14 protein-coding genes and 4 pseudogenes are annotated in these 16,043 nt (G+C 40.3%); 16 read left to right on the top strand and 2 right to left on the bottom strand.

Annotated features, from left to right (window positions below; translation table 11 throughout):
- Positions 1–64: 64 nt before the first annotated feature.
- From ACTWJ7_RS22495 to ACTWJ7_RS22445, 11 genes and pseudogenes are all read left to right on the top strand, one after another.
- Complete coding sequence (locus tag ACTWJ7_RS22495) at positions 65–979, top strand: sugar phosphate isomerase/epimerase family protein (RefSeq protein WP_301879131.1); 915 nt, start codon at positions 65–67, stop codon at positions 977–979.
- Positions 976–2,148: a Gfo/Idh/MocA family protein gene (locus ACTWJ7_RS22490; protein ID WP_443145892.1), complete on the top strand. Its 1,173-nt coding sequence runs from the start codon at positions 976–978 to the stop codon at positions 2,146–2,148. Before ACTWJ7_RS22495 ends, ACTWJ7_RS22490 begins: the two co-directional genes overlap by 4 nt.
- Before the next feature lie 80 nt (positions 2,149–2,228).
- Positions 2,229–3,325 (top strand): annotated as a pseudogene (locus ACTWJ7_RS22485) (Gfo/Idh/MocA family protein).
- 201 nt (positions 3,326–3,526) lie between these two features.
- Positions 3,527–3,970 carry a hypothetical protein gene (locus ACTWJ7_RS22480; protein WP_301879128.1) on the top strand — a complete coding sequence of 148 codons (444 nt, stop codon included), beginning with the start codon at positions 3,527–3,529 and terminating at the stop codon, positions 3,968–3,970.
- Between the two features lie 149 nt (positions 3,971–4,119).
- A complete protein-coding gene (locus ACTWJ7_RS22475) occupies positions 4,120–4,761 on the top strand; it encodes a hypothetical protein (protein ID WP_301879127.1) in 642 nt (213 codons plus the stop codon).
- A gap of 286 nt (positions 4,762–5,047) precedes the next feature.
- Positions 5,048–5,962 carry a phosphotransferase gene (locus ACTWJ7_RS22470; RefSeq protein ID WP_301879126.1) on the top strand — a complete coding sequence of 305 codons (915 nt, stop codon included), beginning with the start codon at positions 5,048–5,050 and terminating at the stop codon, positions 5,960–5,962.
- Positions 5,963–6,370: 408 nt separating this feature from the next.
- Positions 6,371–7,183: pseudogene (locus tag ACTWJ7_RS22465) on the top strand (RCC1 domain-containing protein); the annotation flags it as partial.
- A gap of 312 nt (positions 7,184–7,495) precedes the next feature.
- On the top strand, positions 7,496–7,717 hold the full coding sequence (locus ACTWJ7_RS22460) for a hypothetical protein (protein ID WP_301879124.1): 222 nt from the start codon (positions 7,496–7,498) through the stop codon (positions 7,715–7,717).
- A 191-nt stretch (positions 7,718–7,908) separates the two neighbouring features.
- Positions 7,909–8,586 carry a DUF1648 domain-containing protein gene (locus ACTWJ7_RS22455; protein ID WP_443145891.1) on the top strand — a complete coding sequence of 226 codons (678 nt, stop codon included), beginning with the start codon at positions 7,909–7,911 and terminating at the stop codon, positions 8,584–8,586.
- Positions 8,587–8,971: 385 nt separating this feature from the next.
- The gene (locus ACTWJ7_RS22450) at positions 8,972–9,424 is read left to right on the top strand and encodes a hypothetical protein (protein ID WP_301879121.1); all 453 of its coding nucleotides are present in this window, start codon (positions 8,972–8,974) and stop codon (positions 9,422–9,424) included.
- Between the two features lie 114 nt (positions 9,425–9,538).
- A complete protein-coding gene (locus ACTWJ7_RS22445) occupies positions 9,539–10,081 on the top strand; it encodes a GrpB family protein (RefSeq protein WP_301879120.1) in 543 nt (180 codons plus the stop codon).
- Positions 10,082–10,284: 203 nt separating this feature from the next.
- On the opposite strand, the gene ACTWJ7_RS22440 is transcribed toward ACTWJ7_RS22445, so the two are convergent.
- On the bottom strand, positions 10,285–10,641 hold the full coding sequence (locus ACTWJ7_RS22440; RefSeq protein WP_301879118.1) for an aspartyl protease family protein: 357 nt from the start codon (positions 10,639–10,641) through the stop codon (positions 10,285–10,287).
- Between the two features lie 5 nt (positions 10,642–10,646).
- Positions 10,647–10,922 (bottom strand): hypothetical protein, encoded by a 276-nt coding sequence (locus tag ACTWJ7_RS22435; protein ID WP_301879117.1) that lies wholly within the window; start codon positions 10,920–10,922, stop codon positions 10,647–10,649.
- A gap of 403 nt (positions 10,923–11,325) precedes the next feature.
- Between ACTWJ7_RS22435 and ACTWJ7_RS22430 the strand changes: the two are divergent.
- From ACTWJ7_RS22430 to ACTWJ7_RS22410, 5 genes and pseudogenes are all read left to right on the top strand, one after another.
- A pseudogene (locus tag ACTWJ7_RS22430) lies at positions 11,326–11,457 on the top strand (lysozyme inhibitor LprI family protein); the annotation flags it as partial.
- Between the two features lie 238 nt (positions 11,458–11,695).
- On the top strand, positions 11,696–12,499 hold the full coding sequence (locus ACTWJ7_RS22425) for a hypothetical protein (RefSeq protein ID WP_301879115.1): 804 nt from the start codon (positions 11,696–11,698) through the stop codon (positions 12,497–12,499).
- An 872-nt stretch (positions 12,500–13,371) separates the two neighbouring features.
- A pseudogene (locus tag ACTWJ7_RS22420) lies at positions 13,372–14,504 on the top strand (DUF3626 domain-containing protein).
- 205 nt (positions 14,505–14,709) lie between these two features.
- A complete protein-coding gene (locus ACTWJ7_RS22415) occupies positions 14,710–15,225 on the top strand; it encodes a phosphotransferase-like protein (RefSeq protein ID WP_285079413.1) in 516 nt (171 codons plus the stop codon).
- A 59-nt stretch (positions 15,226–15,284) separates the two neighbouring features.
- A complete protein-coding gene (locus tag ACTWJ7_RS22410; protein ID WP_301879112.1) occupies positions 15,285–15,905 on the top strand; it encodes a zinc dependent phospholipase C family protein in 621 nt (206 codons plus the stop codon).
- The last annotated feature ends 138 nt before the right edge of the window (positions 15,906–16,043 follow it).

Below are 16,043 nucleotides of genomic sequence, written 5' to 3'. Positions count from 1 at the left end.
TATGAATGATACAATGCGTTTACAACCTTGAATTGAATACGTTTACATAAGGAGATGAATGTTGATGAAATTGTCTGTATTCACTGTAGCGACACCGGACTTGACGGCAGATGAATTGGCTTCAGCTGCAGCCGCAGCTGGCATCGAAGGAATCGAATGGAGATATCGCGGAATACCGGCAGATGCTTTGTCCGAAGAACCTTCCTATTGGAGACATAATCGTTGCTCGATCGATCCGGACCAGTGGGAGGAACAGGTACCTGTATTCCGTGAAGCGGCAAAAAAGCATGGCAGACAATCGATTGCATTGGTGCCGTATCTAAGCTGTGGGGATCTGCTTGCTACAGAGCAGGCGTTTCAATCCGCTCAAGCCTTGGGAGCATCCACAATGCGTGTTGGGGTTCCCGGTTATGATCGCAAAACCAGCTATCCTGAATTATACAAACAAGCTGTGCATTATCTGAATGAGGTTCAAGAAATGGCTCAACAGTATAAGGTAAAGGCTGTAGTGGAAACTCATCATCAAACGATTGCACCCACTGCATCACTGGCTTATCGGCTTGTGCAATCGCTGGACTCACAGCATGTAGGCGTTTTGTACGATCCAGGCAATATGGTGCATGAAGGGTATGAGAACCATCGTATGGGGCTGGAATTGCTGGGACCTTATCTGGCGCATGTACATGTGAAGAATGCGGGCTGGTTCAAGGATGCATCGAACATGAATTCAAATTCCAGTGTAAATGAACAGAATACAGAAATTTCGATAGCTTCAGCCTGGCATTGCCAGTGGACCCCGTTGACCGAAGGGGTGGTGAACTGGGTGCAGGTATTCCGTGACCTGAAATCCGTTGGATATGACGGGTATTATGGCATTGAGGATTTTAGCGGAGTCTTGGAATCGAAGGCGATGTTACAGCACTTTGCAGATGTTTTTGCCGAAATTGAACGTCGTGTGGACGAGGAGGTACAGGTATGAGTTTGGTTCGAGTAGCGGTCATTGGAATCGGAAATATGGGTGCAGCGCATGCCAGAACGTTGGTGGCAGGAGAAGTACCGGGTGCAGAACTGGTTGCTGTTTGTGATGTGAGACAAGAAATGGAGAGCTGGGTATCCAGCAACCTTCCGGCCTCAGTCACCTATTGGCAGGATGCGGAGCAGATGATGTCATCGGGGACGATTGATGCGGTCATTATAGCAACCCCGCATTATGACCATCCCGAAAAGGCCATTCAGGCTTTTCAGTATGGCTTGCATGTCATGATTGAGAAGCCTGCCGGAGTATACACCAAACAGGTACGCAAGATGAATGAAGCGGCTGCTGCCAGCGGCAAAGTGTTTTCCATGATGTACAACCAGCGAACCAATCCTTTATATATCAAGCTAAGGGATCTGATTGCCTCGGGGGAACTGGGTGAGGTACGGCGCACCAACTGGATTATTACGAATTGGTATCGGTCCCAAAGTTATTATGATTCGGGTGGCTGGCGTGCAACCTGGGCTGGTGAAGGGGGCGGTGTCCTGATCAATCAGGACCCTCACCAACTGGATCTGTGGCAATGGACCATCGGTATGATGCCGGTTCGTATGCGTGCCTTCTGTTCATTCGGCAAATACCGGAACATTGAAGTGGAAGATGATGTAACGGCATATGTCGAGTATGAAAATGGAGCAACAGGTGTATTCGTGACCACGACGGGTGAAGCACCGGGCACCAACCGATTCGAGGTTAATGGGGATCGCGGTAAAATTGTCATTGAAGATGGTCAGTTGACCTTCTGGCGTCTTCGTGAACCCGAGCCTGAATTCAATCAGAGATTTACCGGAGGATTTGGACAGCCGGAATGCTGGAAATGCGAGGTGCCGATAAATGGTGTAGAAACCGGACATCCTGGACTGATTCGTAACTGGATCGATGCAATTCGAAACGGAACCCCGCTCATCGCTCCCGGAGAAGAGGGCATCCATGGTTTAACTTTATCCAATGCGATGCTGCTGTCGACCTGGACCGATAACTGGGTGGATCTGCCGATCGATGAGAATTTGTTCTATGAGCATTTGCAAGAGCGGATTGCCAGTTCAAATTCAAAGAAAGACAAGGCAGGGAGCGGTAATCAGCCTGCTGATCTGTCACAGACATTTAAGTAATGTTAATTTGTGAAATGCACGCAGAATCCAGAGAGTGATTTTCAATATTCAAATGCCCATAGGGGAAGGATGAAGAAGACATGGCAAAAGACGGAATGTTCTATGCTCCAAAGAGTCTGAAAAAGAGGTCGTATGTGGTCCAGGTGAGTTTACCATTGCTGCTGTGGCGTTGGACCATGGACATATCTATGGTATGGTTGGCGGGCTGGTGGAAGCTGGGGCAACGCTCAAATGGGTATATGATCCTGACCCAGCTAAAGTCGAGGCTTTTCGGAAACAGTTCCCGCAGGCACAGATCGCCGAATCTGAAGCGGATGTCCTTGCGGACGATGAAGTGCTTTTGGTGGCGGGAGCAGCCATTACGTCGGAGCGTGCGCCACTTGGCATGAGAGTGATGGCCGCAGGTAAAGATTATTTTACAGACAAAGCCCCTTTTACTACACTGGAGCAACTGTCCCTTGCGCGTGAAGAGGTTAAACGCACTGGGAAGAAATATATGGTCTATTACAGTGAACGTCTGCACGTGGAAAGTGCAATCTATGCCGGACAACTGATCGAACAGGGAGCCATCGGCAAGGTTGTACAGGTTATGGGGACGGGGCCACACCGATTGAACGCGGGTGGTCGGCCTGAATGGTTCTTCCAGCATGAAAAGTATGGCGGCATCCTCTGTGATATTGGAAGTCATCAGATCGAGCAGTTTCTGACCTTTGCTTCTTGTACGGATGCAGAGGTAGGCTTCAGCAGGGTGCATAACTTCAATCATCCACAATTCCCTGAACTGGAGGACTTTGGCGAAGCATCACTAATCGGTAACAATGGTGCTTCCGGTTACTTCCGGGTAGACTGGTTTACACCGGATGGCCTGGGCACATGGGGCGATGGGCGAACGGTTATTTTGGGAACGGACGGATACATTGAGCTGCGTAAGTATATCGACGTGGCGAGAGAGCGTGAAGGCGATCAGGTGTACCTGGTTAATCATGAAGGGGAATATCGTTATAGTGTCAAAGGGCAGGTCGGTTATCCGTTTTTCGGTGAACTGATCCGGGATTGTCTCGATCGAACAGAGAATGCGATGACACAGGAACATGCGTTTAAGGCCGCAGAACTCTGCTTAATTGCGCAGCATAAGGCGATGAGTGAGAGAGAGGTATGGAGTAGTGGTATGAAGTAAAGGGTTTTATTTAATAGTAATTAGATTATGTAAGGAGAGAGCAGCCAGGTGTAAAGGCTGCTCTTTTGTTTGTTGTGGTACCTTCGCAAATGGAACAATATGGTTTATTATGAAAGTAGTTCAGAAACTGAGCTGAATATGTGTTATTTACGAAGTACATACATTAAATGTTATACGAAACACTTCGAAAGCAGGAAAAACATGAAAACAAATAAGGCGATGAGAAATTTATTGAATGAGCTTGCTAAATCAAAGGAATCGATCAGTTCGAATTTATTTAACCCTACTTTTCATGAATGGGACAATTGCATTTTAGTTGATGCTTCAAGTTTAAGAGAGACAGATTCTATTAAAGAAACCATTTATCAAGATCGAACAGATTTAGAAGCTTCAATTAATCATTACCATATAGAGGATTTAAGGACTGGAATAAAACTCATTTCGAATTGGAAAGAGAATATAAAGTTGAACTACCCTGAAAAAGACTTTATTTTAATTTTAAGTTCTACAATCGAAGGAGAAGATGTGGTAATTAGATTCTATCAATTTAGAGATCATGAACCTGAATGGATTAAACTAAACGATCTTGAAGGTTATAAAGAAGAAGCTATTTTAGTCATTGAGATTTTGAATGCAGTTCAATGAAGCGAAGTGCTTCGTATAACATAATATTCATTCTTTGGCTCCGATGGAGCCTTGGTCTGCTAGATGGATTTCGAGGAGGCAATTCGGCAGACAACCCCTTTGGGGTTCATGAATACAGAAATGTTATCTGAAACTACTGGAGGGAAATTATGAAAGAACTAAACCCAATAGAAAAACTAGATACTCTCATTCAGGAAGCATGGGAGATATTTATGGCTCAATTCATAGGAGGGCGAATTCATGTTGCTACAGAAGCACCTTTTCAACATTACTTGGCTAACGTGATTAAAAGTCTTGGAGACCTATATTGTTTTTCACGTACAGAAACATTTCTTGTAGACCTAGAAACTAGAGAAGAGAATATACGTGGACGCAAAAAATATATTGATATTACTTTTGGTTTTTATGATGGAGCTAAAGTATTGGCAAGAGGTGCGATAGAATTGAAATTTAAGAGAAAGGATCAGGGAGCTGATGACTTTGCAAGAATAGATTCTTATCAAGATATAGAATGCTTAGAGGTTTGTTTAGAACGCGATTATGATGTGGCCTTTTTTTGTATGATTTCTGACAATAAAATATATGCTAATCCATCAAGACAAGGAACTACGGGACAGATATTTTCAATGAGAAGCGAATATCAAACTCCAATAAATACTCTGATAACTAATCCTAATTGTAAGGGTAGACAAGATATAACTGTTTTATTAAAGAGAGAACATACTTTCAAGTGGGAAGATCATGGAAAGTGCATAAGTTTATGTATGCCTATACATCGTAGCATCAGATAACATAATATTCACGCTACGGACTTTCGTCCTGGGTCCGGCATTCGCCGGACACTCAGCACACGCTGAGTCGTGAATACAGGAACGTTATCTGAAATAATGCCTCAAAACAATTGAAAGAGCCACATTCCCAATCTCCTGTTGCATGATGAACTATATTAATGTTGATGATTATGAAAACAAATATCGGGCAGGAAAATAGCAAATGTATCGATGGTATGATAGGGAACATAGTTCAAGGTCAGGAAGGTGGAATTCTATTTTACCAGGGAGGAGTGGATTGAGGAATATGGGCAGTTCGAATCAATGGGATGCAGAATGGGAAGTATCAGAAGAATTAGCGCATAAATTAATAAGCACTCAATTCCCACAATTAGCTTCAAAGAGCGTGCGAAAACTGGGATACGGCTGGGATAACACGGTGTATCTTGTCGGGACCGAATATGTATTTCGATTTCCAAGAAGAGAAGTTGCAATTCATTCTTTAAGGATGGAAGGAAAGATATTGCCTAAGCTTAAAGACTATTGTTCCATTGCCTATTCGATCCCGTTACTTTTTGGGGTAGGGGATTATGGTTATCCAGCACCCTTCTTAGGCTACTCCTATTTATCCGGAGAATTTCCAATCGGATTAACTGACAAGCAGCGTGCGCTTTCAGCAAATACGCTTGCGGTATTTCTAAAAAGCTTACATGCATTCCCCGTGCAAATTGCCCAGGAAAATGGAGTTCAACATGATCATAGAAATCTGACTGATCTTGCGATGCGCAAAGAAAAGATGCATAAATTCCTTTCCGATATTGCACTACATCTATGTGATGAGGAGTATCGTGCTTTATCGAATTATATCGAACAGCTTAAAACTAAAAAAGTGAAGCAAAAGTATACATTCCTTCATGGCGACCTTCATTTCAAAAATATGTTGGTAAATGAGAGTGGAATCATTTCAGGAATTATCGACTGGGGAGATATCAACATAGGTCATCCTGCTTGTGACCTGAATGTTGTGTATAGCTTTTTACCACCGGATGCGCGTTCAAACTTTTTCAAAGTATATGGGGAAGTTGATGAAGAAACGAAGATATTAGCTCGATTGATAGCCATATATATCCCCACTTTGATCATACTACAGGCAATTGATCATAATGATATGCGTTTAATTGATGAAGCAAAGGCAAACATAAAACGTGCTCTCGCTGATTAAGATTTGTCATTCCGTAAAAAGAAAACGATTGTTGATTCGATTAATAAATATCTCTGAAAATATAACGAGGGTCGACGTTTTGTCTCTAATTCGAAGAAGTGGGGCATTCCATCAGATAACACCACATTCACGGATCAAGCCTGATGGCCCTCGGTCCCGGAAGTAGGGGAGAGGAAATGATTGTCGGGACACATCCGCACCGACTAACCGCATCGCGGCCGGCAGCAAGTTGCCTTAAGTCGATGGGACGTCGTGAAATGCAAGAACGTTATATGAAATCAGGGGAATACCCATATCAAGGAGTTAGACAGGAAGTTCTAATTTCTTCTCCATTAGATAAGTTGATTAGTAATTGTTTACAAAGGGGGTTAACATGAAAATCTATTCACCTAAAGTAACTATAGCTGGGGAAGACGGCATACCGTTGCAGTTAAATCTGACGGAACGGTTATGGCTGTAGGTGATAATAAATGTGGCCAGTGCAATATAAATGGCTGGAGCGATATTGTATCAGTGGCGGCTGGTAACGTCCACATGGCGACGAACACGGGTAATTCTCATACAATCGGTCTTAAATCTGATGGTACAGTAGAGGCTGTGGGTTGGAATAAGCATCATCAATGTGATGTAAATGATTGGCGAGATATTCAAGCAGTAGCAGCAGGGTGGAGTCGTACCGTCGGACTTAGATCAGATGGCTCTGTGGTGGCTGTGGGTAGAAATACTGAAGGACAGTGCGATGTAGGTGGCTGGAGTGATATGGTGGCAATAACTGCTGGTGACTGGCATACTGTTGGTCTTAAATCTGACGGAACGTTGATGGCTGTGGGCAATAATCGGAACTCTCAATGTAATGTAAACGGATGGTTCGATATTATAGCTTTAGCTGCGGGTTACCTTCATACCGTCGGACTTAAATCAGATGGTACGATGGTAGCTGCGGGGACGAATAAGCATAACCAATGTAAGGTAAGTGATTGGCGCGATATAGTGGCTGTAGCGGTGGGGAGTTATCACACTATCGGGCTCAAATCTGATGGTACAGTGGCGGCAGTGGGTCTGAATAAACACGGCCAGTGCAATGTGCATGACTGGCATGACATTGTGTCAGTAGCAGCGGGATGTGCTCATACTCTCGGACTTAAATCAGATGGCACGGTAGTTTCAGTGGGTGATAATGAATATGGTCAATGTAATGTAGATGACTGGGGGTGTATTTAAATTCCTGGAAATTAAGCGTTGTAAGAATCTTCGAGGATACCCCTGACATCATATAACATCGTATTCAACGCTGCGGATCGGCAAGCCGATCCTTGGTCCGAAAGAGGCAATTCGTAGAAGCAGATTCACCGGACACATCACACCGCCTAACTGCCGCAAGCGGCAGCCGGACCTATGGTCCTTAAGGCGCTGGAACGTCGTGAATACAGGAACGTTATATGTAATAGCCGCAAAGAAATAATAAAAAAATTTAAATTACTTTGGAGGTAGAGTTTTCGAATACACACTTATGTATAGGAGGAGGCGAATGATATGACGATAATGCCTGTTATAGTAATGGTCTTTGTATTTATACCTACCATTGTACTCATGGTAAGCATGCCTTATTTAACAAGAGAGACGATTAGTTTTGGGGTCACCGTCAGCCCTGTACAATTCCACAGTGAGCCTCTGCGCCAGATGCGGAAGTCATATGCTAGGATTAGTGCTGCCTTGCATACCATCCTATTCATTATTTTTGTATCATTTGCCTAATATACGGTGATGAGCATTCCAAGCAACAAAGTTGGATTATTGTCACTTATTCACTCGTCATGGTCGTAATCTCCCTAGTCATAAACATTAGCTATCATTTCAAAATGAAAAGTTTACTACCTATGCTGCCTGTTGCTCCGGAACCATCGATCATAGCAGTGGACACTGGTTTTCGGAAAAGAAACATTGTCTTGTCTAGTAATTGGTTTCTCATTCATGTTTTAATTATTGTTGTTAGTATTGTAACTGTGCTACGCAACTACGATCTGATTCCTGATCAGATTCCGATCCATTTTAACAGCAGTTGGAACGTAGACCGCTATGCAGCTAAATCTTATAGTTCTGTGTTTATGCCTACGATAATGCAAGTGTTCATAACACTTTTGTTCATATTCGAGAACTGGAGTATTCGCAGAGTGAAGCATCAAGTTCAACCCACTGATCCTAATCGTTCCATCAGACAAGACGTAACATTCCGCCATACTTGGTCATATTTTATGATTACAGCAAGCTTCTTAATAGTTATTCTGTTTTCCGTCGTGCAACTAAACATGATATCTCTGCTTAACATCAATTTCGCTATCCCCATTATCCTAATCATAATAGCCTTTATCATCCTATACGCCTTTGCCTTATCGTTCTGGGCTGGTCAGGGCGGAAGCCGCTTGGAGCGATCTGCCGATCGCTCCAATGTCAGACCTGTCCATGATGATGATAAATGGATATTAGGTATGATATATTTCAATCGCAAAGATCCAAACCTAATCGTCGAGAAAAGGTTTGGAGTCGGCTGGGGATTAAATTTCGGTCACCCAGTAACCTGGCTGATTTGGCTCGGAATTATTGTACTGTTAGTTGTGGTGCGGTAACAAGGCTTTGAGGTTAATACTCACCGGAGTATTATAGCTTTCAACAAATAAATATTTTCGCTTCCAAATTAGACGCCATCCACATTAGACAAGCAGATTCTGTATATAGCCTTTCATTTTCTTCTTAGCTCGTTGAATTTTTTGTAACAGCAGCAACAGTATCATTAAAAGCATCAGCAATCTCCCTGCTCGTATAACCACAAATCACATTCAATATTAAATACTGTCGCTCTACGCCCCTTGGTCGTCCCGATGTTTAATCATAGGAGATAACTCGGCGGACGACACACGAGCCGACCTAAGATAAGAGCTATCTATGGTCGGCTCGCGTCGTGAATACAGGAACGTTAGGTGTAATTATTGTGAAAATGAAATGAGGGGCACTATGAAGTGGGTCATATGTTTAGCTGGAGATGAAAAGGAGCTTTATGAACTTTCAAAGTCACTCAATACCGAAAAGCTAACAATTTTTAAAGAAGAAGGTGAATATCGCTTAAAATCATCAGATATCTCCTCTACTGATGACTATAAAGATGTTTCAAAAAAAGTAGAAAATCTAGTGAAGCTAATCGATGGTGTGACAAAGTTAGTATTGGGAACCCATAGGGGAATTACTGTATCGGATATTTATCTTCTAAATGATTATGGCGGACGCACTTTCTTTATGAGTGCGGTGCTTTCTGGTTTTGCAAGTATGAAGGCAATTCCGCAAATAATAAAAGCTGATGGAACAATTGAAATTCCTAATCCTGCTGATTCTGTACCTGAATTATTAGTAAACGAGTGGTTAGACAGAAAATTGATGCAATTATTCGAGGGAGGCAATAACTCTACCTAATATAATATTCACGCTGCGGACATTCGTCCTTGGTCCGACATTCGCCGGGTCGTGAATACACCAACGTTATCTGAAATCTTCATAAATACTTTATTTTTTGGGGGCATCTCAAGAATGAGTAAAAAAACAATAATTATTGAAGATTACAACAATGAATGGCCTGAAATGTTTTCTGATCTGAAATCCATCATAGAACATAGACTCGGGGATCTAGTACTTGGATTCGAGCACGTAGGTAGTACAGCAGTACCTGGACTAGCGGCAAAACCTATTTTAGATATTGATGTAGTAATTGATTCTATGGATTTGCTTCCAGATGTAATTCAAGGATTAGAAAGTTTAGGTTACTATCATGAAGGGAATTTGGGTGTTAAGAACAGAGAAGCTTTTGCAAGAAAAGATGCAAATGTTCCCTATAGTATAGTAAAAAAACAGAAACCTGAACATCATTTATATGTTTGTAATAAAGAGAGCAAAGAGTTATTAAGACATATATCCTTCAGAGATGCATTAATTAGCAATCCCGAATTTGTAGTCGAATATGCCAGTCTAAAGAAAGAACTGGTTATTAGGTATAGAGAAAATCGCCAGTCTTATACGGATGGGAAGACCGAATTTGTAAATAAAGTACTTAATGAATGTGGAAAGACTTTGTAGGTAGCTCAAGGGAACGAAGACATCGGATAACATTGTATTCACGCTGCGGGGCTAACGACCCTTGGTTTGCCAGAGGGATTTGGAGGAAGTCGTATCAGGCAGACAACTCCTACGAAACTAAGTCTTCGACCCAGTCCCTGATGCTCCTTTAAGCCTCTCGGGTTCGTGAATACAACAACGTTATACGCAAGTTTGTGAAACCTTTATGAAATAACTAATTTCTCAAAATCTATTTTTAAACCATATTTGTAAAGAAAATCGACACCTAATATTGCATCGAAGCCATATGGTTCTTTGGTAAGTCCTAGTTGGATAGTAAAATCTTTAAGCACAATACTATTGATAGAGAGATCTGAGACAATCTGCTGATAACATAATTCACTTGAACCCCCTACTCCATACATCCGTACCGATTTTCCGTTGATAAAGTCTATATCTATGCCAATTGGTTCTACAAGATCAGTATCAAAAATAGTTGTGGAGCATCCGGTATCTAGATGGACATTATTCAGAAGAGTTGATTTATTCTTGTAAGATAGAGGAAGAGTAACAATAGGCAAACCATTTACAAGATGGATTTTAATCGAAGGCCTCTAATCCCGGTAAAGGGTTGCTCGATGACTTCAATAAATTCATTTCCGGTGTAAAAGACATAGAGTTCTCTAGTTGGTTCTGACAAATGAAGTTTCTTATAGGAGGCCCAAGCACGCTTAGGGTCGTCATAATCAGAAACAACTGACATTTCTTCAAGCGTTCTTATATGGTTATTTGATTGAGTGGCAAGAGCTTCAACTAGAACCCAATGATTAGGGTAGATTTCACGGATATGACTCCATTTCATACATGAACCCCTCCGAAAAGAATTATATTTTCATTGTACAACCCCATTTTGAAACATTCAATGATAGTGATTTCGAAGGAACGAACCAGCGTATAACAACGTTTTCTTACTGCGTCGCGTTCGCTCCTAGATCTGGAGAGGATCTTCAATGAGGATAATCAGGCAGACAACCCTGCGATGCTAAGTGGCGGAGCCACCCAGTCACTAAGCTCTTTTAAGCCTCTCGTGTTCAGGAACACATAAACGTTATGCGCCATTACCGATAAATATTAAAGATAATATTTAAGGAGGAAATTTATGGGAAGTAAAACACTCTTATTATTTTTTATTACGATAATGTTTTCATCTTGTCAAAATATTAGTCAATCGACTACTTTGAACAGCGAAACTAAATCAAAAATGAATTGGATCAAAAGGATCGGTAAGCCTAGGCACGGTTATACGGGAGAGAATTAGGGAAAGAACAATGCAATTATTTGAATATCGATATTTGCTAGATGGTGAAGTTGAGTTTTTATACCAAAGTGAAAAATAGAGGTGAATCTTAGGTTTTTAGATGATGCTTCGAAGACAGTAACGGCGCATAACAATGTATTCATGTTGCGGGGCTACCACCCCTTGGTTATCAGATGTATAATCATGGAAGAACACTCAGACAACAAACGAGCCAGCTTAAGATAAGAGCTATCTAAGGCTGGCTCGTTTCGTTATACAAGAACGTTATATGTTTCGGAACGACGAAAAAAGAAAAAACAATAAAGGAGATTACCTCAATGTGTACTAGTTTCGCTGTTCATTTAGACAAGACATTTATTGGTATGAACTTCGACATTTCTCGAAGACCAATTAAAATTGTTTTGATTGGTGAAGATCAACTATTAGTTCTTCAGAATGATGATGGACAATTTTATCCAGCATTCGGTTTGAATAGTAATGGTACATTTATGAACTTATTAATGGTCGATCCAATTGAAGAAGGCAAATATAGACGTGGAAAGAATTGCGTACATATTATGAAATTGTTTGATGAAATTCTTTCAGGACGGATTGAGTTATCTCAATTAAGTGAATATTTAACCAATAACGTAATTGTTAATGTCCCGAGTCATAGTATCCACAGTTTGATAGCCGGGAGAAATCGGAAGACATTTATTGTTGAACCTGGAAGAAAGAACATTGATATTAACTCTTCCGATAGGGACTTCATGGTACTAACTAATTTTCCTGTATCGGATAATTTCGATAATGAATATAAAACTTTTGAAGGACCAGGAAATGATAGATATATAAAGGCCTACGAAGTCATTACAAATAACAAAGAAACATTTAATATCGCAACAGGCCTTAACTTGCTTATGGATACTGCTCAGCAAAGTGGGGATTATCCAACCCAATTTTCACTTATATTTGTTCCAGAAGAAAGTAAAGTTCATTTTACTTTGAATGGAGATTTTACAAAGATATTTGAATTCTCATTTATCAATAAGCAGATTCAGAGTATTGAAGGTTTTACAAGGAATAATAGTCTTAAACTTACCAAAAAAGGTGTGTTGCTTTCAGAACTTGAAGATTGGTAATGACTGTACAGATATAGGAATAGGATTTCGAGAGTTATTCAATGAAGTACGAAGTATCACTAACAATATATTCATGCTTAGGGCCATTCGGTCCTTGATCTGTCAGAGGTATTTTCAATGAAGCATAATTAGGCAGATAACATCGATTTCCCTAAGATAAGAGGAATCTAAGGGGTAACGTTAGATGAATGGTTTGAAAGGTGGTGAAGTTCTAGATCATGAAACCAGAAATGAAGTATAAAATAATGATATTTCTTTCAAGTATAATTTTCCTCTCAACCATGTATGGAATTCTATTTTTGATCGGCGTGCCTTTCTCAGTGCCAGCAATTATTGGAGTCGTAATTGGTACAGTTTACGGATCATTCGCGAAAACAATTGATTACAAGAGCAGAGATAAATATATAGGAATAATCTCTTTAATTGTATTGATAGCTATACTTCTTTTAATAAATAAAAATAATACTGAATTTGTATTGAAAATATTATTGATATCTCCATTATTATTTTTGATTATTTTAGTATATGACTATTTTAATAAGCAATCGTATTTTAGGTATTTAAAGAATACAGAGAACCAGAATAATGTTATGTAATTTTAGGAAGTTAGCCCCATCATCTGACACTATACCCACTCGGATTGGTCGACTCCGTCTTCTCTCGATCCGGGAGGAGCCAAATGTGGTTTGAGGAGGCATTTCATAACGGGGAGGCAGAAGCAACCGGACTTATCCGCACCACCTAAACGCATCGCGGTCGCCCTTCGGGCTTAAGGTGTTGGGACGTCGTGAACACGGGAAGGTTATTCGAAAAAACTCATACTATTATAGAATAGATTTAAATATATATTTTGGTAAAAGGTGGTGATTGTTGTGTCTCACAACAGACAACATACAAAATCTCAGAACGCAGCAATTGAACACATAAATAGTTGCGCGAGATCCCAAAAAAAGAGGCTCAAGCATCACTCAAAGAAATTTTTCAGTTGTCCAATATTCCTTGGAATACCTTTGAAGAAGCAGTTGATAAGCTTAGATCCCATGCAAGGGTGGCTTTGCATTTTCATCCGGATCGTCCGGTTGTAGATATGAAAAGTGTGGCTCAATCATTATTAGAGCAGGGGATCTATAAAAGTCAGTTCGAGACTTTCATATCCAATGGGAGCGTATCGGCATATGTAGGTGGTGCACGGGACCTTTGGGAGGAAAAACTATTTGGCGGAGCTTATCAGATAGAGGGGGTAACCAACTTTGAAAGGCCAAAGTATGGGGCTCTTCATTTGTTGTTACATCCGGATGGACCGTCTCCACGATTCGGATCTTGTTATTTTCTTTTAAAACCGAATGTTTCACATCGTTGTACGTTCACTTACGGTGGCTCTCAAGATGCTCCAAAGGAAAAGGGGACATATGAGGAATTAGACGATATTCTATCTGCGCTTTTTACGGATGCTTTCTTCCGGGATTATGCTATTGGAGAAAAAGATCTTACTCCTAAAAAATTGATAGATCAGCTATTGTACAATCTGGAACGTCCGCTAGAGGATCCCTCAAAACTGGCCCCACATCGGAATCTTAACCATTTTATCGAAACTCAAGTTCATGGAGATATCGTTCTTGAAGATGATGTGGAAATTTTAGTTGCTGACCCATCGTTCAAAGGAACAAAAATAGGGAATTACTTAGAGCAAATCTGCATCAAATATTCCATTAAACTATTCTGGCATATGGGATTTGCGATGCGTGCGGAGGAAGTGCCCTCTGATTTTAGGGGTCCAACCATGCCCTCATTAGCTAAGCGAATTGCAAGGAATGGTAACATCGATGCAAGTCTGATCGGGAATGCAGTCAACGATTTGAAACGCAATCCTGATCTCTGGTCTGACAGAGGTAACTATGAAGAAGTGCTTCAGGAATTAAAATACATGTGGCATGTACTCGTTCGATATGGTAAATCGATGGATTCCATTTTCAGTAATAGCATCAGCGATAATAAAAACCTCTAGAAATTCTTATACGTTCAACCTAATTGATTTAATAGTGCATCTATTTGGTGGATTAATAATTACAATATTATTCTTAGTAATGACATTGAATAGATCTATTCTTTTCGAACGAAGTTATTATCTTTTACAAAATTGGTCTAGGTATTTAGTAATTCGAAGAAGTCGTAGACACACAAACATAACCCATGCAAAGGAAGATGAGCATATGGATAAAGGGAAAATTATATTTCTGAATGGCGTAACCAGTTCAGGTAAAACTTCAATCGTAGAAGCGATGCAAAATTACTCTGATCCCTTTTTTTATGTTGTGGCCAATGATCTTTTTGAAAATACGATTGGTGATAAACATTTGCAAACAGACTACTGGAAGTATTTAAGTGAAGCCATCATTATAATGTATCATACAGCAAAATTATTTTCGGATCATGGAAAGAATGTTTTAATCGATGGGATACTTGTTGAAAGACCGGAATTAAAGCCGCATTATGGTAAAGTCCAAGATATATTTGCTGGATATCCTTTGGATATCATTGAGGTGTACTGCCCGTTAGATCTTTGTCGTAAGCGAAATATAGAACGTGGTGACAGAAGAGAAGATCAATCCGATGAGCAAAATAAAATAATGTCGCCACACATCCGTTATAGCTATTCAGTCGATACGAGTTTGAATACGGCGGAAGAATGTGCAGAAATGATTATCACATCAGTATTCAAAAAATAATGATTGGACAGTTCAAGAAAGCAAAACACTTCAAACTTTCATTGAAGGGAGGAAGAAGTATGGGTTCAAGAATAATGCATCTGATTGTGGCGGATAAAATTGCAGATTCCTTATCAATAGTAGATAAGGCGCCTTTTTTACTTGGAAATATTGCACCGGATGCTGTCACAACAAAAGATTCATCACATTTTTTTGCTGGTGATATTCAGGATTATTCAAGAAACGTAGATTATAAAGGATTTTTACATAAGTATCGATCACAGGCAGAAGACCTTTATGTTCTGGGTTATTTCACACATTTAATTGCAGATGATATATGGTTGAAAGGTTTTAATTTACCTTGGTTAAGGAACAGAATGGAAGCTAATGAGGGACTATATAAACAGTATCATAACGATTTTAGATTATTGAATGGGAAGTTGCTTGAACATTATGGATATGAAGAGGAATTAAGAAACAAGCTCTATCACATTCCAACAATACCGGATTTAGAGGAAGTTAAATCTTCAGATGTCGAAAAATTTGTGCCATATATATTTGACGATTTGAATTATGACAAAGAAATTATGATTGAAACCCTTAATGTTTTTACTTTTGAGCAGATCATTGGATACTTAGAGACATCAGTCGATATGGGAATATTGAATATGAAGTATATAAAGATAAAGTACAATTTGTAAGTAAGTATATGAAGTCTGAGGTATCCCATAACAATTCATCCACGTATCTCACCGCATGCTAGCTGCTCGGTTTAGATATGAGAGAAGTCAACCCGCAGTGTCATGTGGCTTGAAGTTGTAACTTTAATGAGTAATCTA

Origin of the sequence: Paenibacillus sp. 1A_MP2 (assembly GCF_052244825.1) — a bacterium.
GTDB lineage: Bacteria > Bacillota > Bacilli > Paenibacillales > Paenibacillaceae > Paenibacillus > Paenibacillus vandeheii.
The sequence above is the reverse complement of the archived record's forward strand: the minus strand, read 5'-3'. Positions and strand labels throughout refer to the sequence as shown.